This is a genomic window from Chromobacterium phragmitis, assembly GCF_003325475.1.
Lineage (GTDB): Bacteria > Pseudomonadota > Gammaproteobacteria > Burkholderiales > Chromobacteriaceae > Chromobacterium > Chromobacterium phragmitis.
The window spans coordinates 151,492-171,382 of the sequence record NZ_CP029495.1 but is presented as its reverse complement, the minus strand read 5'-3'; the positions used below and the strand labels follow the sequence as shown (position 1 = coordinate 171,382).

Annotated in this window: 23 protein-coding genes and 1 riboswitch; of the genes, 5 read left to right on the top strand and 18 right to left on the bottom strand. The window is 64.5% G+C overall.

The window, feature by feature from the left end:
- Positions 1–21: 21 nt before the first annotated feature.
- The 4 genes from DK842_RS00845 to DK842_RS00830 all read right to left on the bottom strand — a co-directional run bounded on the left by DK842_RS00845 (position 22) and on the right by DK842_RS00830 (position 3,067).
- On the bottom strand, positions 22–774 hold the full coding sequence (locus tag DK842_RS00845) for a VWA domain-containing protein (RefSeq protein ID WP_114059669.1): 753 nt from the start codon (positions 772–774) through the stop codon (positions 22–24).
- 131 nt (positions 775–905) lie between these two features.
- Complete coding sequence (locus DK842_RS00840; RefSeq protein ID WP_114059668.1) at positions 906–1,541, bottom strand: LysE family translocator; 636 nt, start codon at positions 1,539–1,541, stop codon at positions 906–908.
- A gap of 1 nt (position 1,542) precedes the next feature.
- Positions 1,543–2,313 carry a 2OG-Fe(II) oxygenase gene (locus DK842_RS00835; RefSeq protein ID WP_114059667.1) on the bottom strand — a complete coding sequence of 257 codons (771 nt, stop codon included), beginning with the start codon at positions 2,311–2,313 and terminating at the stop codon, positions 1,543–1,545.
- Between the two features lie 22 nt (positions 2,314–2,335).
- Positions 2,336–3,067 carry an alanyl-tRNA editing protein gene (locus tag DK842_RS00830; protein WP_198414605.1) on the bottom strand — a complete coding sequence of 244 codons (732 nt, stop codon included), beginning with the start codon at positions 3,065–3,067 and terminating at the stop codon, positions 2,336–2,338.
- On the opposite strand from DK842_RS00830, the gene DK842_RS00825 reads away from it, so the two are divergent.
- Positions 3,047–3,988: a LysR family transcriptional regulator gene (locus tag DK842_RS00825; protein ID WP_114059665.1), complete on the top strand. Its 942-nt coding sequence runs from the start codon at positions 3,047–3,049 to the stop codon at positions 3,986–3,988. The two genes, DK842_RS00830 and DK842_RS00825, sit on opposite strands and share 21 nt — an antisense overlap.
- 4 nt (positions 3,989–3,992) lie before the next feature.
- Here DK842_RS00825 and DK842_RS00820 read toward each other — a convergent pair whose 3' ends face one another.
- The 3 genes from DK842_RS00820 to DK842_RS00810 form a co-directional block, all read right to left on the bottom strand.
- Entirely contained in the window at positions 3,993–4,709 is a 717-nt protein-coding gene (locus tag DK842_RS00820) for a UDP-2,3-diacylglucosamine diphosphatase (RefSeq protein ID WP_114059664.1), read from the bottom strand.
- Between the two features lie 69 nt (positions 4,710–4,778).
- Positions 4,779–5,270 (bottom strand): peptidylprolyl isomerase, encoded by a 492-nt coding sequence (locus DK842_RS00815; protein ID WP_114059663.1) that lies wholly within the window; start codon positions 5,268–5,270, stop codon positions 4,779–4,781.
- A 35-nt stretch (positions 5,271–5,305) separates the two neighbouring features.
- Positions 5,306–5,863 carry a peptidylprolyl isomerase gene (locus DK842_RS00810; protein ID WP_114059662.1) on the bottom strand — a complete coding sequence of 186 codons (558 nt, stop codon included), beginning with the start codon at positions 5,861–5,863 and terminating at the stop codon, positions 5,306–5,308.
- A 242-nt stretch (positions 5,864–6,105) separates the two neighbouring features.
- On the opposite strand from DK842_RS00810, the gene DK842_RS00805 reads away from it, so the two are divergent.
- Entirely contained in the window at positions 6,106–7,452 is a 1,347-nt protein-coding gene (locus DK842_RS00805) for an OmpP1/FadL family transporter (RefSeq protein ID WP_114059661.1), read from the top strand.
- 58 nt (positions 7,453–7,510) lie between these two features.
- On the opposite strand, the gene DK842_RS00800 is transcribed toward DK842_RS00805, so the two are convergent.
- Both DK842_RS00800 and DK842_RS00795 read right to left on the bottom strand, forming a co-directional pair.
- Complete coding sequence (locus tag DK842_RS00800; RefSeq protein ID WP_168191768.1) at positions 7,511–8,080, bottom strand: cysteine dioxygenase; 570 nt, start codon at positions 8,078–8,080, stop codon at positions 7,511–7,513.
- A gap of 189 nt (positions 8,081–8,269) precedes the next feature.
- Positions 8,270–8,749 (bottom strand): Lrp/AsnC family transcriptional regulator, encoded by a 480-nt coding sequence (locus DK842_RS00795; protein ID WP_232538567.1) that lies wholly within the window; start codon positions 8,747–8,749, stop codon positions 8,270–8,272.
- A 129-nt stretch (positions 8,750–8,878) separates the two neighbouring features.
- On the opposite strand from DK842_RS00795, the gene phhA reads away from it, so the two are divergent.
- Positions 8,879–9,772: a phenylalanine 4-monooxygenase gene (gene phhA, locus DK842_RS00790; protein ID WP_114059658.1), complete on the top strand. Its 894-nt coding sequence runs from the start codon at positions 8,879–8,881 to the stop codon at positions 9,770–9,772.
- Between the two features lie 45 nt (positions 9,773–9,817).
- On the opposite strand, the gene pcp is transcribed toward phhA, so the two are convergent.
- From pcp to pxpB, 6 genes are read right to left on the bottom strand one after another with little or no spacing between them, the layout of a single operon-like run.
- The gene (pcp, locus tag DK842_RS00785) at positions 9,818–10,450 is read right to left on the bottom strand and encodes a pyroglutamyl-peptidase I (RefSeq protein ID WP_114059657.1); all 633 of its coding nucleotides are present in this window, start codon (positions 10,448–10,450) and stop codon (positions 9,818–9,820) included.
- Positions 10,451–10,461: 11 nt separating this feature from the next.
- On the bottom strand, positions 10,462–11,415 hold the full coding sequence (locus DK842_RS00780; protein ID WP_232538566.1) for a DUF979 domain-containing protein: 954 nt from the start codon (positions 11,413–11,415) through the stop codon (positions 10,462–10,464).
- Complete coding sequence (locus DK842_RS00775; protein ID WP_114059656.1) at positions 11,415–12,116, bottom strand: DUF969 domain-containing protein; 702 nt, start codon at positions 12,114–12,116, stop codon at positions 11,415–11,417. Before DK842_RS00775 ends, DK842_RS00780 begins: the two co-directional genes overlap by 1 nt.
- Positions 12,117–12,144: 28 nt before the next feature.
- Complete coding sequence (gene pxpA, locus DK842_RS00770) at positions 12,145–12,882, bottom strand: 5-oxoprolinase subunit PxpA (protein ID WP_114059655.1); 738 nt, start codon at positions 12,880–12,882, stop codon at positions 12,145–12,147.
- The gene (locus DK842_RS00765; RefSeq protein ID WP_114059654.1) at positions 12,872–13,798 is read right to left on the bottom strand and encodes a 5-oxoprolinase subunit C family protein; all 927 of its coding nucleotides are present in this window, start codon (positions 13,796–13,798) and stop codon (positions 12,872–12,874) included. The genes pxpA and DK842_RS00765 overlap by 11 nt, the downstream gene beginning before the upstream one ends.
- A complete protein-coding gene (pxpB, locus tag DK842_RS00760) occupies positions 13,798–14,460 on the bottom strand; it encodes a 5-oxoprolinase subunit PxpB (protein WP_114059653.1) in 663 nt (220 codons plus the stop codon). Before pxpB ends, DK842_RS00765 begins: the two co-directional genes overlap by 1 nt.
- Positions 14,461–14,609: 149 nt before the next feature.
- Here pxpB and DK842_RS00755 point away from each other — a divergent pair, with 149 nt between their 5' ends.
- Positions 14,610–15,119 carry a winged helix DNA-binding protein gene (locus DK842_RS00755; protein WP_114059652.1) on the top strand — a complete coding sequence of 170 codons (510 nt, stop codon included), beginning with the start codon at positions 14,610–14,612 and terminating at the stop codon, positions 15,117–15,119.
- A gap of 87 nt (positions 15,120–15,206) precedes the next feature.
- On the opposite strand, the gene DK842_RS00750 is transcribed toward DK842_RS00755, so the two are convergent.
- The gene (locus DK842_RS00750) at positions 15,207–16,034 is read right to left on the bottom strand and encodes a hypothetical protein (RefSeq protein WP_114059651.1); all 828 of its coding nucleotides are present in this window, start codon (positions 16,032–16,034) and stop codon (positions 15,207–15,209) included.
- 123 nt (positions 16,035–16,157) lie between these two features.
- Here DK842_RS00750 and DK842_RS00745 point away from each other — a divergent pair, with 123 nt between their 5' ends.
- A complete protein-coding gene (locus tag DK842_RS00745; protein WP_168194792.1) occupies positions 16,158–16,946 on the top strand; it encodes a substrate-binding periplasmic protein in 789 nt (262 codons plus the stop codon).
- A 51-nt stretch (positions 16,947–16,997) separates the two neighbouring features.
- Here DK842_RS00745 and DK842_RS00740 read toward each other — a convergent pair whose 3' ends face one another.
- On the bottom strand, positions 16,998–18,176 hold the full coding sequence (locus tag DK842_RS00740; protein WP_114059650.1) for a DUF1501 domain-containing protein: 1,179 nt from the start codon (positions 18,174–18,176) through the stop codon (positions 16,998–17,000).
- A gap of 10 nt (positions 18,177–18,186) precedes the next feature.
- Entirely contained in the window at positions 18,187–19,632 is a 1,446-nt protein-coding gene (locus tag DK842_RS00735) for a DUF1800 domain-containing protein (protein WP_232538565.1), read from the bottom strand.
- Between the two features lie 124 nt (positions 19,633–19,756).
- Positions 19,757–19,851, top strand: a riboswitch (TPP riboswitch).
- The last annotated feature ends 40 nt before the right edge of the window (positions 19,852–19,891 follow it).

Here is a 19,891-nt window from a genome sequence, read left to right as displayed (position 1 = left end):
TTTCCTATGTCTGGTGAGGGGTCAGGGGCGAAGTTCAGCCGGCAGTTGCTGGTACCAGCGCTTGAACTCGGTGTCGAAGACGCGCTCGTACAGCTGGCTGGTGCCCAGCTTGGCCAGATCGGTCAGGCGATGGAAGGTGCAGCCTTCCACTTGCTCGGCGGCTTGCCGCATGCGCTCGAACTTGACGCCGTGGTCCGAGTTGGCGCCGATCAGCACGGTGAAGGTGCCCATCTCGGCCAACTGCTTCAGCTGGCTGATGAAGTGTTCGTGGGAGCCCAGGTCTTCGCCGTCGGAAATGAACAGCACCAGATAGGCTTCCTTCTTGGCGGCGGGCTCGGCCTTCTTGCCGAAGCCGAACAGACTCTTGAGCGCGTTGCCCAGCATGCCGGCCATGCCTTCGCTTTGCAGCAAGGCTTGCAGCGCGCGGCCGTAGTCGGTGCTGCCCCACAGGATGGGACGGGCGCGGTTCAGGAATTCGGCGCGCAGATTGTCGGCGTGGTCCAGCGAATAGTCGCCTGTGTCCAGCGCGCGGTCGGAAAAGCCGATGATCTGGATGTTGCGGTCGGGGTCGATCTCGCCGGCGATGGCAAGCGCGGCGGTGAAGAAGGGATCCACTACGTAGCCGCCTTGGGGCAGGGGCTGGGTGAACTCGTCGCGGAACGAGCCGCTGACATCGGCGAATAGCTTGACGTTGATCTTGAACGTGGGCGCGATGTCCTGTTTTTGCAGAACCAGGCGAACCTTCTCCCGTTCCTTGACCATGGGCAGGCTCATGCATGCACTCCATTGTATTGTTTTGGCGAAGGGGCGAATGACAATGCATTCGCCGGGGCGTCAGTATATCGCCTGGCTCTGATAATACAAAACGGACAGTCTCGACCGCCGGCGAGGCGGTCTGGGGGGCGTCAGAGTGAGAGGACGAGTCGGACGGCGAAGCCGACCAGGATCAGGCCCATCATCCGTTCGAACCAATGGCCCATGCGGATGAAGGCGGCCCGCACCGAAGCCTTGGAAAACAGCAGGCTGACCAAGGCGAACCAGGCGGCGTTGACCGCGCACATCCAGACTCCGTAAAAGGTTTGCACTTTCAGCGGCGTGTCGGCGCTGACCAGCGTGGTGAAAATGGCGAGAAAGAACAGCGTCGCCTTGGGATTGGTGGCGTTGGTCAGAAAGCCCGTGCTGAACGCCTTGGCGCCGGTCGGGCCGGGGGACGGGGCGTCGGCAGCGGGCTCAAGCCCCGAGGCGGCCGGACGGGCACGCAGCAGCTTGATCGCCAGGCACGCCAGATAGGAACACCCCAGCAACTTGGCGCCCAGCATCAGGTGCTCGGATGCGTGCAGCAGCGCGCCTATGCCCAGCAAGGTGTAGGCGACATGAACGGAAATGCCGCAGCCTATGCCGAGCGCGGTGAGCAGGCCGGTTTTCCTGCCGTGGCGGACGCTTTGGCTTACTGTGACGGCGAAGTCCGGCCCCGGCGCGACCACCGCGAGGAAGTGGACGGTCGCCAGCGCGATGAATTCAGGCAAGTAGGCAGCGATCATCTCAACTCCAGAAGGTCAGCGGCGAATGGGCGCCGCGATAGCCGATGAAACAGGACAGGCTTAGGCGCGAGCTGTGCTTGCTGGGCGCGACCGCGTGCATTTTCCGGGAGTTGAAAATGACCAGTTCGCCGCTTTCCGGTTTGATGCGCAAGGAGGGTTCGCCCAGCAGGGCGGGATCGATGCCGTAGCTGTCGCCGCGCATGGCGTCGAACTCGTCGGGCGGCAGTTCGCGTTGCCAGATCTCCAGCTCCCCGCCGTCCTCGGGCATGTCGAGGTAGAGATTGCAGGCGAACTGGGCCTCCAGGCTGCGCGCTTGATAGCTGTCGGGGGCATCCTTGGCCAAGATGTCGTGATGCGCGAGGAAGTACACGTCGGGCTCCACCACGCGGGATAGGCCGATGAACATCTTTTTGCCATACAGTTTTTCCAGGTGGGCTCCTGCCGGCCAAGCCTCGTCCAGTTCACAGCGCAACCGATCTATCGGAGATGCATAGGGCGCGCAGCGTTGGCGCAGGTCGTCGATGTTGATGGCTGCTTGCTCAAAATACGCGTCAAGCATGTCTGGGCGGTTTTCCGCCTCGTAGAAGGCCATGCCGATGCGGCCAATGCTGGGGGCGTTCAGGTAATGGGCGTAGCCGGGACTCAGTATTTTGTCCGCGACTTTCAGCGCTTGTTCGCGAGGAAGGTAGTTTTTGACGCGGATGGCCATGGCTTGGCCATCCGCCAGGCGCGCGATGGCATCCTGATTCAGTTTGTCGGTTTCGAACAACATGGCGTTTCGTCTGAAGAGGGATTTAGAGGATGTCGTAATTGACTGTGACAGTGTCTTTTTTGGTTTTGACCGAAAGAATGCGGATCCAGCCGATATCCGCCAGCGAGCGCACATGCGTTCCGCCGCAGGGAAACGCCGGCAGGCGGCCGAATCCCACCATCCTGGCGCCATCCTGAATGCCGCATTGGCGCGGCAGATTCTGAGCAACGATATGGTTGACCTTGTCCTCCCATTCGCCGGCTTCCGGCGGCGCCGTCTCTTCCATCCGGAATACGACGCGGCTGGCCTCCGGCCAGTGCTGGGCCTTGTCGGGCCGCAGGCCCAGGTCGATGCCGACGGTGCCGATCAGATGCCCGGCGGAGTGCAGGCGTGAATGCAGGGCTCTCTTGTCCGCATCCACGCGCAAGCGGACCGGGCCCGGAGGCAGCAGGCGCTCAGTCACGTGCAGGATGGCTTCCCCCAAGGACTCAACCGACAGCACTTTGCAATCATCGATCCAGCCGCCGTCAGCAAGCTGGCCTCCGCCTCGAGGATGGAACAGGGTAGCCGCGAGGATGGCGAAGAATCTGCCATCTTGTTCGCCGCTGCTGACGATGGCTGAGTCGCACTCGGTTTCGTCGCTCAGGTAATACAGGCGTTGTTGCATAGCATGGTTTGTTTTAATGACAAATATGTATTTGCAATTGTTTATGCTGCTTGATAATTGCGCATCTCGGCATAAGAATTGTGATTCATGGGCATGAATGATTATCAAGCGTTGTTGCAGGAAATGGCCGCATTCGTCAGGGTGGCGGATAGCGGCAGTTTTTCCTCCGCGGCGCGTCAGCTGGGCACCACGCCATCGGCCGTCAGCAAACAGATTTCGCGCTTGGAGAAGGCGATGGGCGTTCGCTTGCTGGAGCGGACCACGCGCAAGCTGAGGCTGAGCGAGAGCGGAGTGGAGGCTTGCCGCAGGTGTCGGCAGATGGTTGAGGCCGCTCGCTCGGTGATGGATGTCGGCGGGCAGCTCTGCAGCGAACCGCAGGGGCTGTTGCGGGTCAGCGTGCCCAAGGCGGTTGGGCATCGTGTTCTGCATCCGCATATTCCGGCGTTTCTGGAGCGTTACCCCAAGCTTGATGTCCAGTTACTGCTGGATGACGGCCATGTCGATTTGATCGGCGGGAATATCGACCTGGCGATAAGGATCACGGATCGGCCGCCGCCGGGCTTGGCCGGCAGGCCGTTGATGCATGTGGACCATGTGGTGTGCGCCAGCCCGGACTACCTGGCGAGACGGGGCGCGCCCAGCCATCCGCGCGATCTGGCGCGGCATGATTGCATCTATCTGGGAGAAGACGTCAACGATAACCGCTGGAAATTCATGCGTGGAGATGAGGCCACGATGGTGACGGTGCGGGGGCGATATGCCGCCAACCACAGTGGAATCCGGCTGGACGCCGCGTTGAAGGGAATCGGGGTGGGAAGCCTGCCCGGCTTCGCCGCGCGCGAAGCGCTGGCTGATGGCCGCTTGGTGCAGTTGTTGCCCGACTGGACGTTCCTGGCGTCCTATTACGGCACCGCCTGGATGTTGTATTCGCCTAGCCGATTTCCCTCCCCCAAGCTGCGGGTTTTCATCGATCACCTGCTGGACTGCCTGAAAGGCGGCGCCGGCGCGGCTGGCATCGAGGTGGGGTGAGGCCTTAGCGTATTTGCAGCGGCAGGGGGCGGATGCCGGCGTCGTCCAGCTGCAGATAGCCTCCGGCCGCGCCATGCCAGTCCTGGATCACCCAGCGGCTGGAGGCGTCATGGCGATGATGGGCCGGGCGGTGGGTGTGGCCGTGGATCAGCGTCGGCCAGCCATGGGCGGCCAGCAGTTCGCGCACCGCGGTCTCGGTGACGTCGGAAATGCCGGTCAGGCCGGTCTGCCGTTTGTTCATCTCGCTTTGCGCGCGGGCGTGGCGGGCGATGGCGTGGCGCTCGGCCAGCGGCTTGGCCAGCATCGCCTGCTGCCATTGCGGGCTGCGGCTCATCGCGCGGAACTGCTGGTAGGCGGCATCGTCGGTGCACAGCGCGTCGCCATGGCTGAGCAGGATGCGCTGGCCATGAGCGTCGATCTGCGTCGGGTCGTCCAGCAGCCTGGCGCCGCTGCGGGCTTCGAAGCCTGCGCCCAGCAGGAAGTCGCGGTTGCCGCGCATCACGTAGAGCGGGGTTTGCGCGGCGAAGGCGCGCATCGCCGCCAGCGGCGCTTCCAGATAGGGAGAGTCGTCGTCGTCGCCGACCCAGTATTCGAACAAGTCGCCCAGAATATACAGCGCGCCTATCCGGCCGCGCCAGTCGGCTAGCGTATCCAGAAACAGCTGGTTGAGCGCCGGGGTGTCGTCGGCGAGGTGCAGGTCGGAAATGAAGTGAATGGCCATGGCTGCTGTTTTATCCGGGGCAAGACAAAGCCGGGGCGGGGCCCCGGCTGGATTTTCGGCGAATCGGGCTTAGACGATTTCCGCCTTCTGGATCACCACCGGCTCCACCGGCACGTCCTGATGCATGCCGCTGCGGCCGGTGCGGACGGTCTTGATGCGGTCCACGATGTCCTGGCCGGCGACAACCTGGCCGAACACGGCGTAGCCCCAGCCCTGGGTGCTTTCCGACTTGAAGTCCAGGAAGTCGTTGTCGGAGACATTGATGAAAAACTGGGCCGACGCCGAATGCGGATCCATGGTGCGGGCCATGGCGACGGTATAGGTCTTGTTGGACAAGCCGTTGTTGGCCTCGTTCTGGATCGGTTCCTGGGTCGGCTTCTGGTTCATGTCGGCATCGAAGCCGCCGCCTTGGATCATGAAGTTATTGATGACGCGGTGGAAGACGGTGCCGTCGTAATGGCCGCTCTTCACGTATTGCTCGAAGTTGGCGGCGGTTTTCGGCGCCTTTTCGTGGTTCAGTTCCAGCGTGATTTCACCGAGGTTGGTCGTCAGTTTGATCATTGCGTTTTCCTTTGCGATGCAGCCGCGGGACGGCCTTACGGTTTAATGGTGACTTTCTGGATGATGATCGGCTCGAACGGAACGTCCTGCATGCCGCTCATGCTGCCGGTGCGTGCCTTGGCGATGCGGTTGACCACATCCATGCCCTTGGTCACTTTGCCGAACACGGCGTAGCCGGCGCCCTGCGGCGTCGGCGAACTGTAATTGAGGAAGTCGTTGTTGGCGACGTTGATGAAGAACTGCGCGGTGGCGGAATTGGGATCGGACGTGCGGGCCATCGCGATGGTGCCGATGTCGTTCTTCAGGCCGTTGTTCGCTTCGTTGGGGATGGGCGCCCGGGTCGGCTTCTGGTTCAGCTTGGCGTCGAAACCGCCGCCCTGGATCATGAAGCCGTCTATCACGCGATGGAATACCGTGCCGTTGTAATGGCCGGCCTTGGCGTAGGCGACGAAGTTGGCCACGCTCTTGGGCGCCTTGGCCGAATCCAGCGCGATTTCGATATTGCCCTTGTTGGTGGCCACCTCCGCCACCGGCGCGGCGAAGGCCAGGGCGGGCAGGGCGGCGAGAGCCAGGCTGCTGATCAGTTTCTTCATCGTTGAATGGCTTTGCAGGCTTGTTGGACAGGGCGCCGATTCTAGCACAGCCGTCCGCGGCGGATGGGCGCGCGTGCCGGGAGCGGATTAACAGCTCTTCACAAAGGCATGTCTTTCTCTTGCGGCGAGAAGAATTCGAGCTTAGACTCCACGCACTAAAAGATGCAAGCACTATCTTTTTATTCTGTTTGCATGAGGCGCCGGCCTGTCCGGCGCGCTTCATTTCAGGAATCCAAAATACAATGCAAGCCGCACCCCGCTCCCTGAGTCTGTTGTCCGTTTCCATCGCCGCCCTGTTCGCCGCGGCGCCCGCCGCGCACGCCGCCGGTTTCCAGTTGACCGAGCAAAGCGTGCTCGGCATGGGCCGCGCCTACGCCGGCGCCGGTCTGGCCGGCGACGATCTGTCCGCCGTGTTCTACAATCCGGCCGGCATGACCCTGCTGTCCGGCACCCGCGTGCAGGGCGGTTTCACCTACGCCGAAATCGACGCGCCGTTCAACGGCAGCAATACGACTACGACAGTCAATCCTGTGACTGGCACTGTCATTGGCATGAGCACGGTTTCCGCCAACGACAACGGCCGCGCGCCGGGCGAGTTCATCCCCAACGCCTACCTGACCCATCAGATCAGCGACAAGCTGTACGCCGGCATCGGCATCACCACGCCGTTCGGCCTGGGGGCGCGCTACAGCGACAACTGGGGCGGCCGCGACAACGGCATCTCCAGCTCCATCAAGACCGTGGACATCAATCCGTCGCTGGCTTACAAGCTGGATGACCGCTGGAGCTTCGGCGCTGGCGTGTCGGCGCAGTACGCGCAGGCCGATCTGAAGAAGGGCGCTTACCTGCCGGGCGCCACCGGCGAGCTGAAGGCTGACAGCTGGGGCTTCGGCTACAACCTGGGCGTGATGTACTCGTTCAACCAGGATAGCCGCGTCGGCCTGTCCTACCGTTCCAAGATCCACCATAAGGCGGATGGCGACTACACCAACTCCGGCTTCCCGACTACCGGTCCGCTGGCGCCGCTGGGCCAGCGGCTGAACGGCACCTTCGCCGGCTCCGCCGAGGTGACCGCGCCGGAGTCGCTGCTGCTGAGCGGCTACAGCAAGCTGAACAGCAAGTTCGCCGTCGGCGCCACCGCGCGTTGGACTCGCTGGAGCCGTTTTGACCAGCTGGTGGTCAAGGGCAGCCCGGCGGTGACCCTGCCGGCCGGAACGGTCGACACCACCACCCGCATCCCCAACAACTGGAAGAACAGCTGGATGTTCTCGGTCGGCGGCGATTACTTCTACAGCGACGCGCTGACGCTGCGCAGCGGCCTGGGCTACGAAACCACCCCGGTGCCGAGCGCGCAGGACCGCAACGCGTTGATCCCGGACGCCAACCGCCTGTGGTTGAGCCTGGGCGCCAGCTACAAGATCAGCAAGCAGGCCAGCGTCGATGTCGGCTACGCCTATCTGCGCGCGCTGGGCGACAAGAAGATCGATAACACGACCCACAGCCCGTTCGGCACATCTAGCCATCTGCAGGGCGAGTACTCGTCCATCACCGGCCACCTGTTGGGCGTGCAGATGCAGTACCGCTTCTGATATCCGTCCGGATATGAGAAAAGGCGCGGCTTAGGCCGCGCCTTTTTGTTTGGCCGGATCAGATCTGATATTCCAGACAGTCCTCCAGCAAGGGCACCCGGCTTTGCCGCGGCTCCATGCCGAATAACTCCATTCTGGACAGCGGTGGCGAATAGAGATGCAGAGTGACCAGGTCTTCGCCGCCATCTTGCAGATTGGCCACTTGGTGGATGTCCAGATGGCCATTGATCACCAGGCTGCCGGCGGCGAGCTCCCGGGTTTCGCGCGCGGCCAACTGGCCGGCGAGCGTGGTTTCGAACACGGTCTCGGTGGCGACGCCCTCTATCACCCTGACGCCGCACAGGCTGCCCTTGTGGTTGTGGATCTGGCTGCGCTGGCCGTTGCGCCAGCATAGCAGCAGCAGCTCGCAGCGCTCGTCGCGATAGATGCGGTTGCGGCGATAGCGTTCGTCGTCGAAATGGCGAAACGGCGCCAGATCCTGAGCGGAGAGTCGCAGCGAGCGATGGAACTGCCGGATCTGCTCCAGGCTCAGGCTGGCGTCGTGTAGGGACAGCTGCCGCAGGGACGCCGCCAAGTTGGGGGTGAGGACGCCCGGCGGAGGGAGGTAAGTGTCTTTAAGCGCTTCCATCAGCTTCTCCTTGGCTCCTGAGTGAGGGGCGGCTATGTCTAGATATCGACTATTTTGCGCGATATTAAATGGCTGTCTTATATGTACTTTGGAATAAGGCATGTGAAAAGATCACAAGGCCGCCATCCGGTATAGCTACCTGGAAATAAGCTCGAGACGGACAAAACGGTCAGCGCCGCCGCGGGAACTTCAAGGCAGCGAGGACAACGGCAGCTTCATCGTCTGTTTGATCGCGTTGAGCACAATGGTGGATTTGACGCTGCGGACCAGCGACAGTTGCATCAGCTTGTTCATCACGAAGGCGGACAACGAGGGCAGGTCCGGCACCACGATGCGCAGCAGGTAGTCGGCTTCGCCTGCCGCGGCGTAGCATTCCAGCACCTCGGGCAGCTTGTCGATGGATTGGGCGAAGTCCTGCAGCGCGGCTTCGTTGTGCCGTTCCAGGCTGACATTGGCGAAGGCCATCACCGACAGGCCGACATGTTCCGGATTCAGCGCAACCTGATAGCCCTGGATGACGCCGCTTTGCTCCATGCGTTGAATGCGGCGGCCGATCTGGGAGGCGGAAAGCGGGATGGCCTGCGCCAGCTTCTGGTGGGTGGCGCGGGCATCCTGCTGCAAGAGGTGCAGGATCTGCAGGTCGAAGCGGTCTAGTTCAATTTTGCGCATATCGTGCATATTATGACGTTTTGTGCGGCAAGTATGCGAAAAAAACTGTTTAAAGGCAAATTATGCGGTCTTTCCGCATGGTCGGCGGGCTACACTAGAGTAAATCGCCACATTCCATGGAGCCCAGCAATGAACGACCGCGCCGACTTTGTGGTGCCCGACATCACCACGCGCAAGAATGTCGGATTGAGCCACGACGCCAACGACTACACTTTGCCGCAGCCGCTGGAGCGCTACACCGCGGAAGACCACGCCACCTGGGCCACGCTGTATGCTCGCCAGAGCAAGCTGTTGCCGGGCCGCGCCTGCGACGAGTTCCTGCAGGGCCTGCGCGATCTGGAAGTGGACCATGATCGGGTGCCGGATTTCGAGAAGCTCAACGAGAAGCTGATGGCCGCCACCGGCTGGCGGATCGTCGCGGTGCCGGGGCTGATTCCCGACGACGTGTTCTTCGAGCATCTGGCCAACCGCCGCTTCCCGGTCACCTGGTGGCTGCGCGAGCCGCACCAGCTGGATTACCTGCAGGAGCCGGACGTGTTCCACGACCTGTTCGGCCACGTGCCGCTGCTGATCAACCCGGTGTTCGCCGACTATCTGGAGGCCTACGGCAAAGGCGGCATCAAGGCCAAGGCGCTGGGCGCGCTGCCTATGCTGGCGCGGCTGTACTGGTACACGGTGGAGTTCGGCCTGATCAATACGCCGGCCGGCATGCGCATCTACGGCGCAGGCATCGTGTCCAGCAAGTCCGAGTCCATCTATTGCCTGGACAGCGCCAGTCCCAACCGCGTTGGCTTTGACCTGATGCGCATCATGAACACGCGCTACCGGATCGACACCTTCCAGAAGACTTACTTCGTCATCGACAGCTTCAAGCAGTTGTTTGACGCCACCGCGCCGGATTTCGCGCCCCTGTACCGCGAATTGGCCGACAGCGCGCCGTGGGGCGCTGGCGACATCGCGCCGAGCGACGTGGTGATCAACGAGGGAGATCGCCAGGGCTGGGCGGAGACCGACGACGTTTGAATCCGAAGGCGCTGGGAGCGGCCCGGTTTTGCCGGGCTTTTTTCTTCAGTGCGTGGCGCCGCAGGAAAGGACGAGATCGTCAGCGCGGCTCAAGGATGTTTCCACGGCGATGCGCAGCGCGGCCACGCCGTCGTCCAGGCTCAGGCTGAACGCGCCTGGATGGCGCGCCGCCTGTTCCGGCAGGAAGGGCAGGTGGATGAAGCCGGCCTGGGGCGCGCCATGATGCAGCAGACCGTACATCGCGTGGTTGCAAACGAAGGTTCCGGCAGTCTGCGACACCGTGGCGGGCAGGCCGCGCTCGCGCAGCGCCGCGACGATGGCCTTGATCGGCAGCGTGGAGAAGTAGGCGGCGGGGGCATTCGGAATCACGGGCACGTCTATCGGCTGCTTGCCATCGTTGTCGGGAAAACGGGCGTCGTCGATGTTGATGGCCACCCGCTCCACGGCGATGTCGCTTCTGCCGCCTGCTTGGCCGACGGCGATGGCGACATCGGGATGCAACGCGTCCAACTGGCGGCGCAGCTCGTCCAGCGCGGCGCCGAAGGCGCATGGCAGGCGGCGCGCCGACACGCGCGCGCCCGCTATGATTTCGCCATCCAGCCGTCGGACCGTCTCCCAGGATGGGTTCACGGTTTCGCCGCCGAAGGGCTCGAAGCCGGTCAGCAGAACGGTTTTCATGCTGTTTTTCCTTAGCGGAACATCAACCAGTTCAACAATACGGCATTGACCGCCAACAAGGCCAGCGCCGTGGGCAACTGGGCCTTGATGACGGCATTCCGGTCCGGCAGTTCCAGCAGCGCCGCCGGCACGAGGTTGAAGTTGGCTGCCATCGGCGTCATCAGCGTGCCGCAGTAGCCTGAGAACATGCCGATGGCGGCCATCACCGCTGGATCGCCGTGGTGCGTTCCCACCAGGAAAGGCAGGCCGATGCCGGCGGTCATGACCGGGAAGGCGGCGAAGGCGTTGCCCATCAACACGGTGAAAAGCGCCATGCCCAGCACGTAGGTCAGCACCGCCAGCCAGCGGGTGTCCAGCGGCAGATATTGGGCGGCCAGGTGGGCGATGGCCTTGCCGACGCCGGCATCGGCGAACAATAGGCCAAGCAGCGCCAGAACCTGGGGCAAAAGGAAGGCCCAGCCTACGCTGTCCAGCAGGCGGCGGGTTTCCCGCACCGCCTGCAGCGGCGTTTCGCCGGTTAGGCGGCAGGCCAGCGCGGTGGAGGCCAGGCAGGCGATGCCCATCGCCATCAGCGTGATGTTCTTGGCGTCGAGCAGGGGCGCGTCGGCAATGCTCAATCGTTGGACGGCGACGCTTAACAACACGGTGGCTACCGGCAGCAGCAGCGAAGGCAGGAAAATCCGGTTGCCCAGCCGAGCCAGGCTCTGTTCCAGCCGTTCGGCTGACAGGCGTTCGTGCCGGCCGGGGGCCAGTCGGCCCAGCCCGGCCAGCAACACCATGGCCAGCACCATGGCGCCGGCCAGCGCGGGGGGGATGAGGTCGCCGATCAGGAACAGCAGCCCGAACAGTCCCCAGAAAGCCGCGCTGCCCAGGCGGCGCGGATTGCCGGCGTCCTTGAGGGTCATTCCGGCGACGAGCAGCAAGATGCCGCCGACCAGGCTGTAAAGAAGTGGCAGGCGCAGCATCAGTCGCCCCCTTTGGCGCGTGCGCCGCCATTGCGGCGATACTCCTGCCAGGCCAGACGGCCGGCGTGGATCAGGAAGGCGAACATCGCGGTGGGCACGCCCCATAGCGCCAGGTAGAGGGGGTCCAGCGGATGGCCGCTCTCCCGCAGGAAGGCGTGCATCAGGATGACGGCGCTGAAGGCGACAAACAGGTTTTCGCCGAAGAACAAGCCGACATTGTCGGTGGCGGCGCACATCGCGCGCAGGCGCATGCGCTGGGCCGCCTCCAGTTTGCCGTGCAGCTTTTCCCAGGCGCCTTCGGCCATCGGCGCCAGGATCGGCCGCACCACCTGGGCCTGGCCGCCCTGTGAAGAGAGGCCTAGCGCCGCGGATAGCTGGCGGGCCAGCAGGTAGACGATGAGCAGGCCGCCGGCGGTGGCGTCGCCTATGCCCTGTATCCAGCGATAGGCGCGTTCGCGCAGGCCATGGCGTTCCGCCAGGCCCACCACCAGCAAGGCCAGAAGCAAGGCGGCGGACAGGCCGCGCGTTTTCAGGAAACCCTCTCCCACTTTGGCCAGAATGTCTTGCGGCGCCAGGCCGGCCGCGGCGCCGGTGACAATGCCGGCGCAACATACCACCAGCAGCGGATTGCCGCGCAGCAAGAAGCCGGCGATGACGGCGGCGATGCCCAATAGCGGCCACAGGTTTATGGTTTGATCCATGTCTTGTCCTTGGCGGTCCAGGCCGGCTTCAGTTTGAGCGGATTGCCACGCCTCTGGCTTCCAGCCTCGCGCGCAGCAGGCGGGCGAAGCGCAGCGCGTGCGCGCCATCGCCGTGCAGGCACAGCGTGTCGGCGAGGACGGCGACGCGGACGCCGTCCTGCGTGATGACTTCGCCGCGCAGGACCAGGCTTTCAGCCTGGGCCAGCATGGCGCCGTCGTCGCTGAGAAGATCGCCGGGGGCGCCGCGCGGCACCAGGCTGCCGTCAGCGCGATAACCCCGATCGGCGAAGGCCTCCTGCCGAACCGCAAGGCCTTCGGCGCGGCAAGCGTCGATGAAGCAGCCGCCCGCCAGGCCGACAGCCAGCAGCGAAGGATTGAAGTCGCGTATCGCCCGTGCGAGTGCGTGGGCGAGCTCAGGTTCGCGCGCCGCCTGGTTGTACAGCGCGCCATGGGGCTTGACGTGGGCCAGGACGCCGCCCTCCGCGCGGACAATGGCGTCCAGCGCGCCCAACTGGTACAGCAGGCCGGCCCGGACCGCATCCAGCGGCAAGCGCATTTCGAGCCGGCCGAAGTTTTCCCGGTCGGGATAGCTGGGGTGGGCGCCGATGGCTGCGCCCTTGGATATCGCCAGTCGGACGGTGGCTTGCATGGAGGCCGCGTCGCCGGCATGCCAGCCGCAGGCTATGTTGGCGGAGCTGACCAGGTCGAGCAGGGCGTCGTCGCCGCCGCAGCCTTCTCCCAGGTCGGCATTGAGATCAATTTTCATCGCACAGCCTTTCGATTCGGCGCAGATAGCGCCGCAGTTCCTGTTCGGCCCGGACTTCATCCTCGCGGCTGGCGAGGAGGAAGTGCAAGTGACTCCCCAGCCTGGCCTGGCCTAATTGCCATAAATCGGCGGCGAGAACCATGGCTAGCCTCGGGTAGCCGCCGGTGGCCTGGGCATCGGCCATCAGCATGATGGGCTGGCCGTCGGGCGGCAACTGAATCAATCCTGGCAACGCGCCGTGGGACGGCATTTCCATGGGCTGCTCCAGGCGCAGCGTCGGGCCCGCCAAGCGATAGCCCATGCGGTTGCTGCGCGCGGTGAGCTGCCAGGGGTGGTTCCAGAGCCGTTCGCGGTCGGGGGCGGGCAGCCTGGCGTACTCCGGGCCTGGCCGGATGCGGATCCGGTTGCCCGGTTGCGGCAGCCAGACCCCCAGCCGCGGCTTCGAGAGCCGCGGTTCTCCCAGTGGCAGCCGGTCTCCATCGCGCAGCGCGCGGCCTTGCCATCCCCCGAAGCCGGCCATCAGATCGGTGCTGGCGGACTCCATCAGTTTGGGCACGTCGATGCCGCCATCCAGCGCCAGATAGGCGCGCATGCCATTGCGCGGGGCTTGCAGCGCCAGCCGCTGTCCGGCGCGAAATGGCGTGCGCCAGCCCGGCCATACCGGCATTCCATCCAGGGTGGCGGCACAGTCGGCGCCGGCCAGCGCCAGCATGCCGTCCCGGTGCAGCAGGAAACCGGCGGGAGGAAGCGTGATTTCCAGGCCGGGAGCGTCAGGCGGGTTGCCTGCCAGGCAGTTGGCCACGGCCAGCGCCAAGCCGTCCATCGCGCCGGCGCGCCCCACGCCGAGATGGCGAGAGCCGAAACGGCCCTGATCCTGCACGGTGGCCAGCGGGCCTGCCTTGGTGATTTCCAGCACTATCCAAGCTCCATGGGAATGAAACGAACCCGATCGCCCGGCCGCAGCGGGCAGGGGGGCTGTCGCGCGGGGTCGAACAGCCGCATGTCGCTGCGGCCTATGATGTGCCAGCCGCCGGGAGAGGCCGCCGGATAAACCGCGGTTTGATCGCCGCCTATCGCGACGGAACCGGCAGGCACGCAGGGGCGTGGCGTGTCCCGGCGCGGCATGGCCAGCGCCGGGTCCATTCCGCCCAGGTACGCGAATCCAGGCAGGAAGCCCATGAAGAATACCGTGTAGCGGCTTGCCGCATGGCGGGAGATGACATCCGCCGGATCCAGGCCGCAACGGCGAGCCACGGTTTCCAGGTCGGGGCCTGAGGCGCCGCCGTAGCGGACCGGAATTTCCACTTCCCGGGAGGTTTCGGCCAGGGCGTCGACTTGTCGCCAGAGACGGCGCAAGCGCGCCGGCCATCCCGCGGGATTTGTCCCCGGATGGAATTCCAGCGTCAGATTGTTCATGCCGGGAATGATTTCTCTAAGATCCGCATGTCCTTGCAGTTGTTCGGCCAAGCGCCAGATGCCGCGCTGGAGGTGCAGCGTGGCGGGAGGCGGCAACTCCAGCGTCAGCGCCTGGCCGCCCAGCCAGTGAATGAGGGGAGATGAGGGAGAGTCGGAAGGCATCGCGTGCGGGATGGCGTGAATTCAGAATATGGTTATGATAATGGGTTAGTTTGCGGTGATGATGCAATGTCGAGAATTTCTCGTCAATTTGTCTTGAATGGGCTTCGCCGCCGCTTGGTGGCGCAATATGGAGAGAATGGGTGTCAACGATGCAAGATTCGCCGAAGATCGTGTCCTCGCAGCATCTGGTTTCCGAGCGCAGCCCGGAGCTGTCGGAGTTCGAGTTCAGCCTGACTGTGGTCAACAACGCTTTCCATCGCTGGATGGTGCGTTGCATGGCCGCGGCGGGCGAGAAGGATATGACGCCGACCGAAGTGCTGCTGGTGCATCACGTCAATCATAGAGGGAGGCAGAAGAAACTGGCCGACATCTGCTTCGTGCTGAACATGGAGGATACCCATGTAGTGTCCTACGCGTTGAAGAAGCTGGTGAAAATGGGTTATGTGAAGAGCGAGAAAAGCGGCAAGGAGGTGTTGTTCTCCACCACGGAAAGCGGCCGCCAGTTGTGCGAGCGCTATCGCCAGGTGAGAGAGCAGTGCTTGATGGCGACGTTGGGCGACGGCGGCATCGCCAATCCGCTGATCGGCGACATCGCCCAGTTGATGCGCACGCTGGCCGGCGTTTACGACCAGGCGGCCAGGGCGGGAGCCTCATTCTGATAAAGGCGCCGGTGGCCGCCCCATGCGTTTCCGGCGGCGGCCACCGCCAGCCGGACGAGCCGACGGCAAGCTGAATCGGGCCGGCGCTTAGATGACGGCCCAGATCGCGAAGATGGCGGCCAGTATCAGCACGCCGGTCAGAATCTGGGACGTGCTTTTTTCCTTCTGCAACGCGCGCTTCATGCTGTCGTTCGCGCTTTCCAGCTTGTCCAGCTGCAGTTGAAGCTGGGAACGGGCCTCATCCTGGCCGGCCAGCATTTTCAGCATCTCCTCTCCGCCGAACTCCTTCACCGCCTCCTTGTTCCACACCCCCAGCAGCTTGTTCACCTTATCCTTGAAGTAGAGCGCGGTGCGTTGCGAGGGGTCCTGCCAATCGAACTGGAAGCCTTGCCCGGCATAGAACGCGTGGCATTGCAGCCGCTCTTCCTCGCTATGGTTTTGTCCCATGGTGATCATGCCGGGGTTGATCGCGTATTCGGGGCAGGCGCTTTTGGCCCATACGATGACGTTGGCGAACAAATAGGTGTCCAGGCCGCAACCGGCAAGACCGGGGCTGGCCTGCACGCCGGCTTTGGGGCCGAAGGTGACGGTCTTGCTGGGACGGTCCACCCGCACCCAGGCGAGGTTGTAAACCGCATGAAAGCGGCTGTCGTCGCCCTCCAGCGGTTGCCAGTGAGTGCCGTCCGATCGTGCGTAGCCGCGAAACTGCAAGCGGAAGTAGTCCGACTGGGCGGTCATCGCCCGGCTGCGTTGCAGGATGCCGTAGATGGGACGGCCATCGCCGTTCAGCGTCAATATGGTTTCGCCAAGAGGAAGGGCAAGAGTGGCCAGGGTGACTTCGCTTTCCGGCGGCGGCAGCGGAATGTCTTCCGTCGGCTGGGGATGTTCATTGCTCTTGGTGTTGTTCGCAGTCATGTACGCTCTGTCGCTGGTATTCGTTTGCCTGGCCCTGCATGGCGCGCCAAAGCCATGGGCATGCGGATTCTATCCTACATTGTAGGGGAGCGCGCTTGCGCTTGCCGAGAGCGGGAGGTTGCGGTGCGGTACATCGGTTTTTTCGCATTCCTGGCGTGCCGGGTCTTGCCGGCGGTGGCCGGAGAGGCGTGCGGCAAGCCGATTCAGGTAGGGTGGGACGAGTGGCCGCCCTATCATTACCAGGGCCGCAGCGGGCAGCCTTCGGGCTACGCGGTGCAGTTGCTGAACCTGGCAGCGGACAGGCTGGGTTGCGAGCTTGTTTACCGGAAACTGCCTTGGCCGCGCACGATGCAGCAGTTGCGTCTGGGGCAGGTAGACGCTGCGATGCAGGCGCTGAAAACGCCGGAGCGGGAGGCCTTTGCTTGTTTCGCCCCCGGCTACAGCCCCACCATCGTTAGGTTGTGGACGCGGCGGGACGCCGCCGGCCGCTGGTCCATCCGCCAACTCAGCGATATGGCCGGACAAGGCGAGTTGCGGCTGGGCGTGACGCGAGGAGACAGCTACGGCGCGCAGATAGACCAATGGCTGAAGACGCCGCCGGCCAACGTCCATGTCGATATCAGCGAGACGCTGGAAATCAGCCTGCGCAAGTTGCAACTGGGGCGCACGGACATGCAACTGGCCACGATGGCGACCGCGCCGCGCGAACTCGCCCGCTTGCCGGCGGAGCCAAGGATAGAGCCGCTGGCGCCAAAGTGGCGGGCGGGAGAGGGCGAATACGCGTTCAGCAAACGCAGCGTGCCCGAGTCCGTATGCCAGGCCTTCGCCAAATCGCTGCAGACGTTGCGGCAGGATGGCACGGTGGGCCGTCTGTACCGGACCTACTTCTCCATCGATTATCCCGATCCCTGAGCGTCCGCGCCATTGCGCCGCTGGCCGCTGCGCGATCGAAAGGCGCCGGCCTCAGGTGCGCAGCAAGGGCAACGTGGCGAAGCGGCCGCCCAGCACGTTGCGGCTGTCCTTGCCCCACCAGCCGTCTATCGCCGTGGCGTAAACTTGGCGGAAGTCTATCGCGTGCGGCAGATTGCCCTCGCTGACGCCGGCTAGCTGCGGCGTTTGGCCGTACAAGCCGCCGTTGACGCGGCCGCCCAGCGCGAAATGGACGTTGGCGGTGCCGTGGTCGGTGCCGCGGTTGCCGTTCTCTCGCGGGCGGCGGCCGAATTCGGCGTATGTCAGCGCCAGCGTGTCGTCCCAGCGGCCCAGCCGCGTCATCTCGCTTCTCAACTGCGCCAATCCGTCCGCTAGTTCAGCGAGCAGCCGTCCTTGTGTCGGCTGCTGGTTGCCGTGGGTGTCGAAGCCGGTCAGCGTGATGCGGGCGACGGCGATGTCCACGCCGCGGGCCAGGGTGTCGGTCAGCGTGCGCACCGCCACGCCGAAGCCGCCCTTGGGCTTGGGGCCGGCGGTGGGGGCTTCGCTCGGCGCGGTGCGCGGCAGCGGCGCCAGGCTGGCGGCGGCCTGGCGGATGTCGCCTTCCACTTTCAAAATATGCTCCAGCGCCGAGCCGGCGTGGCCGGGCGGCTGGTCGGCCACCAGCTTGGCTTGGCGGGCGAAGTCTTGCGGATTGGACAGCACCACCGCGCGCGCGCCGCCGTCCAGCGGCCCCAGCACCTGGCTGGATAGCACCACGCCGTCGGCGGCGAAGTTCTTCGGCGTCGGCTGCTCATGGAACAGCCGGGTCAGCCAGCCTTCGCTCAGGTATTGCTGGCTGGCCGAGGCGGTGTCCCAGATCTCGATCGAGCGGAAGTGGGACAGGTTGGGGTCGGGGTAGCCGACGCCCTGCAGCAGCGCCAGCTGCTTGTCCTGCCACAGCGGCATCAGCGGCGCCAGCGACGGATGCAGGCCGATGTCGCCGTTGATCCGCAGCACTTGCTCGCGGGCGACGGCGATGCCGGGGCGCAGCCGGTAGTAGTCGGCGCTGCCGTAGGGAACCACGGTGTTGAGGCCGTCGTTGCCGCCCTTCAGCTCCACCAGCACCAACAGGCGCTTGTAGCCGGCGGGCGCCAGCGCCCAAGACAGATTGGGCAGCACGGTCAGCATCAGGCCGGCGCCGGCCGCTTTCAGGAATTCGCGTCGTTTGAACATGGCGGGCTCCTCATTCCACCTGATAGGCCGGGTCCAGCAGCAGTTGGGCGATGGCCTTGGCGCCGCTGGCGTTCGGCGGCAAGGGGTTGGCCGGCGGCACGGCCAGCAGCAGCCGCGCGGCGTCGGCGGCGGTGCGGACGCCGTAGACGGCGGCCCATTCATCAGGTTGCAGCTTCATCGAGTTCAGCCTGTTGCCGACGAAGCGGCGGATGCGCGCCTCGCGGCCGGCCATTTCGTTCAGGCTGCCGTCGGCCTGGGCGTAGGCGTCGCGCGCCGGCGCGGCGTCGCGGGCGATGCGGTCCAGAAACTGTTTGCGGGTGAGCAGGGTGGAACTGTTGATCCAGGCCTCGCCGCCGGGCCAGCCCTTGACGTTGGGCGGCGCGAACACGTCCTGGCCCAGCTGGCGGTTCAGGCCGGCGATCACTCGCCAGTCCGGCGGATTGAGATCGAAAGTCACCAGCGTGCCTATGGTCAGCTCCACCGGCGATTTGACCAATTGGCCCTGGCTGCGCCAGAACTGCGGCGTCAACAGCAGCGCGCGCATCAAGGGCTTCAACTGGTAATGGCTGCGGCGGAAGTCGGCGGCCAGCTTGTTGACCGTGGCGGCGTCGGGCGTCGGCGACACGAAGTTGCGCCACAGCTTGTTGGTGACGAACACCGCGGTGCTGGGCTGTTGCAGCAACAGGTCGATCACGTCGTCGCCGTTGAAGTCGCCGCGCTGGCCGAAGATGACTTTCTCGCCGGCGTCGCGCAGCCGCGGGCGGACGATGAACTGGTCGTCGCGGTCCAGGCCCCAGCCGGTGAAGGCGCGGGCCGCCTCGCGGATGTCCTGCTCGCTGTAGTGGCCTTCGCCCAGCGTGAACAGTTCCATCACCTCGCGGGCGAAGTTTTCGTTGGGCTGGTCCTTGCGGTTATTGGCGGTATCCAGGTAGCGCATCATCGCCGGATCGCGCGCCACGGCATGCAAGAGCTGGCCGAAGTCGCCCAGCGCGTAGTGGCGCAGCAGCAGGTTCTGCTGGTACATCATCTGTGGCGAGCGCACCTTGTCCAGCGCCGACACGAAATGGTTGTGCCAGAACAGGGTCATCTTCTCGGTCAGCGGCGACGGGGTGTCGCGCATTTCGGCCAGCCACCAGCTGCGCAATTCGACCACGTGCTGGTTGCGCTCCTGCTGCAGCGCTTTTTTCTGTTCCTCGGTGAGGCCGGGTTGACCGGGGCGCTCGAACGGCTCGTTGGCCCAGCCCGGCGGCGGCGTCGCCGCCTGGGTGCGCGCGCCGGCCAGTATCTTGTCCACCGCCGCCTCGCGGCTGAGCGGCGCGAGCCCCTCGATCTGCGCAGGATTGGCGCCGAAGCCGGTGCGCGTCAGCAGGTGGCGGGCGCCGTCCGCGCCGATGCCGGCCAGCGAGCATAGCGGCAGGCCGAGCAGGGCGGAAGCGAGCAGTATTCTTTTGATCATGGGTTCACCGCGGCAATCCGTTTGCATAAGCGATTGATTGTGAGCATAGAGGGCAGTCTTCGCTCCGGTATTAAGCGGACCAGCCAGAGTGTTAAGTTGTTTGCGCATCTGGGCTATACTGTCGCCCTGTCACCGGGGGTGCCCTGCAAACGGGCTGAGAAACACCCTGAGAACCTGATCTGGATCATGCCAGCGGAGGGAGCGTGATGAAGCGGAACCTCGTCCGCCTTGCCTGCTTGCTCCGTGGCCGTACCGCGCG

Coding starts and splice junctions, on each gene's coding strand:
- DK842_RS00845 (WP_114059669.1), bottom strand. CDS start 774: ATGAGCCTGCCCATGGTCAAGGAACGGGAGAAGGTTCGCCTGGTTCTG.
- DK842_RS00840 (WP_114059668.1), bottom strand. CDS start 1,541: ATGATCGCTGCCTACTTGCCTGAATTCATCGCGCTGGCGACCGTCCAC.
- DK842_RS00835 (WP_114059667.1), bottom strand. CDS start 2,313: ATGTTGTTCGAAACCGACAAACTGAATCAGGATGCCATCGCGCGCCTG.
- DK842_RS00825 (WP_114059665.1), top strand. CDS start 3,047: ATGGGCATGAATGATTATCAAGCGTTGTTGCAGGAAATGGCCGCATTC.
- DK842_RS00820 (WP_114059664.1), bottom strand. CDS start 4,709: ATGGCCATTCACTTCATTTCCGACCTGCACCTCGCCGACGACACCCCG.
- DK842_RS00815 (WP_114059663.1), bottom strand. CDS start 5,270: ATGATCAAACTGACGACCAACCTCGGTGAAATCACGCTGGAACTGAAC.
- DK842_RS00810 (WP_114059662.1), bottom strand. CDS start 5,863: ATGAAGAAACTGATCAGCAGCCTGGCTCTCGCCGCCCTGCCCGCCCTG.
- DK842_RS00805 (WP_114059661.1), top strand. CDS start 6,106: ATGCAAGCCGCACCCCGCTCCCTGAGTCTGTTGTCCGTTTCCATCGCC.
- DK842_RS00800 (WP_168191768.1), bottom strand. CDS start 8,080: ATGGAAGCGCTTAAAGACACTTACCTCCCTCCGCCGGGCGTCCTCACC.
- DK842_RS00795 (WP_232538567.1), bottom strand. CDS start 8,749: ATGCGCAAAATTGAACTAGACCGCTTCGACCTGCAGATCCTGCACCTC.
- phhA (WP_114059658.1), top strand. CDS start 8,879: ATGAACGACCGCGCCGACTTTGTGGTGCCCGACATCACCACGCGCAAG.
- pcp (WP_114059657.1), bottom strand. CDS start 10,450: ATGAAAACCGTTCTGCTGACCGGCTTCGAGCCCTTCGGCGGCGAAACC.
- DK842_RS00780 (WP_232538566.1), bottom strand. CDS start 11,415: ATGCTGCGCCTGCCACTTCTTTACAGCCTGGTCGGCGGCATCTTGCTG.
- DK842_RS00775 (WP_114059656.1), bottom strand. CDS start 12,116: ATGGATCAAACCATAAACCTGTGGCCGCTATTGGGCATCGCCGCCGTC.
- pxpA (WP_114059655.1), bottom strand. CDS start 12,882: ATGAAAATTGATCTCAATGCCGACCTGGGAGAAGGCTGCGGCGGCGAC.
- pxpB (WP_114059653.1), bottom strand. CDS start 14,460: ATGCCTTCCGACTCTCCCTCATCTCCCCTCATTCACTGGCTGGGCGGC.
- DK842_RS00755 (WP_114059652.1), top strand. CDS start 14,610: ATGCAAGATTCGCCGAAGATCGTGTCCTCGCAGCATCTGGTTTCCGAG.
- DK842_RS00750 (WP_114059651.1), bottom strand. CDS start 16,034: ATGACTGCGAACAACACCAAGAGCAATGAACATCCCCAGCCGACGGAA.
- DK842_RS00740 (WP_114059650.1), bottom strand. CDS start 18,176: ATGTTCAAACGACGCGAATTCCTGAAAGCGGCCGGCGCCGGCCTGATG.
- DK842_RS00735 (WP_232538565.1), bottom strand. CDS start 19,632: ATGATCAAAAGAATACTGCTCGCTTCCGCCCTGCTCGGCCTGCCGCTA.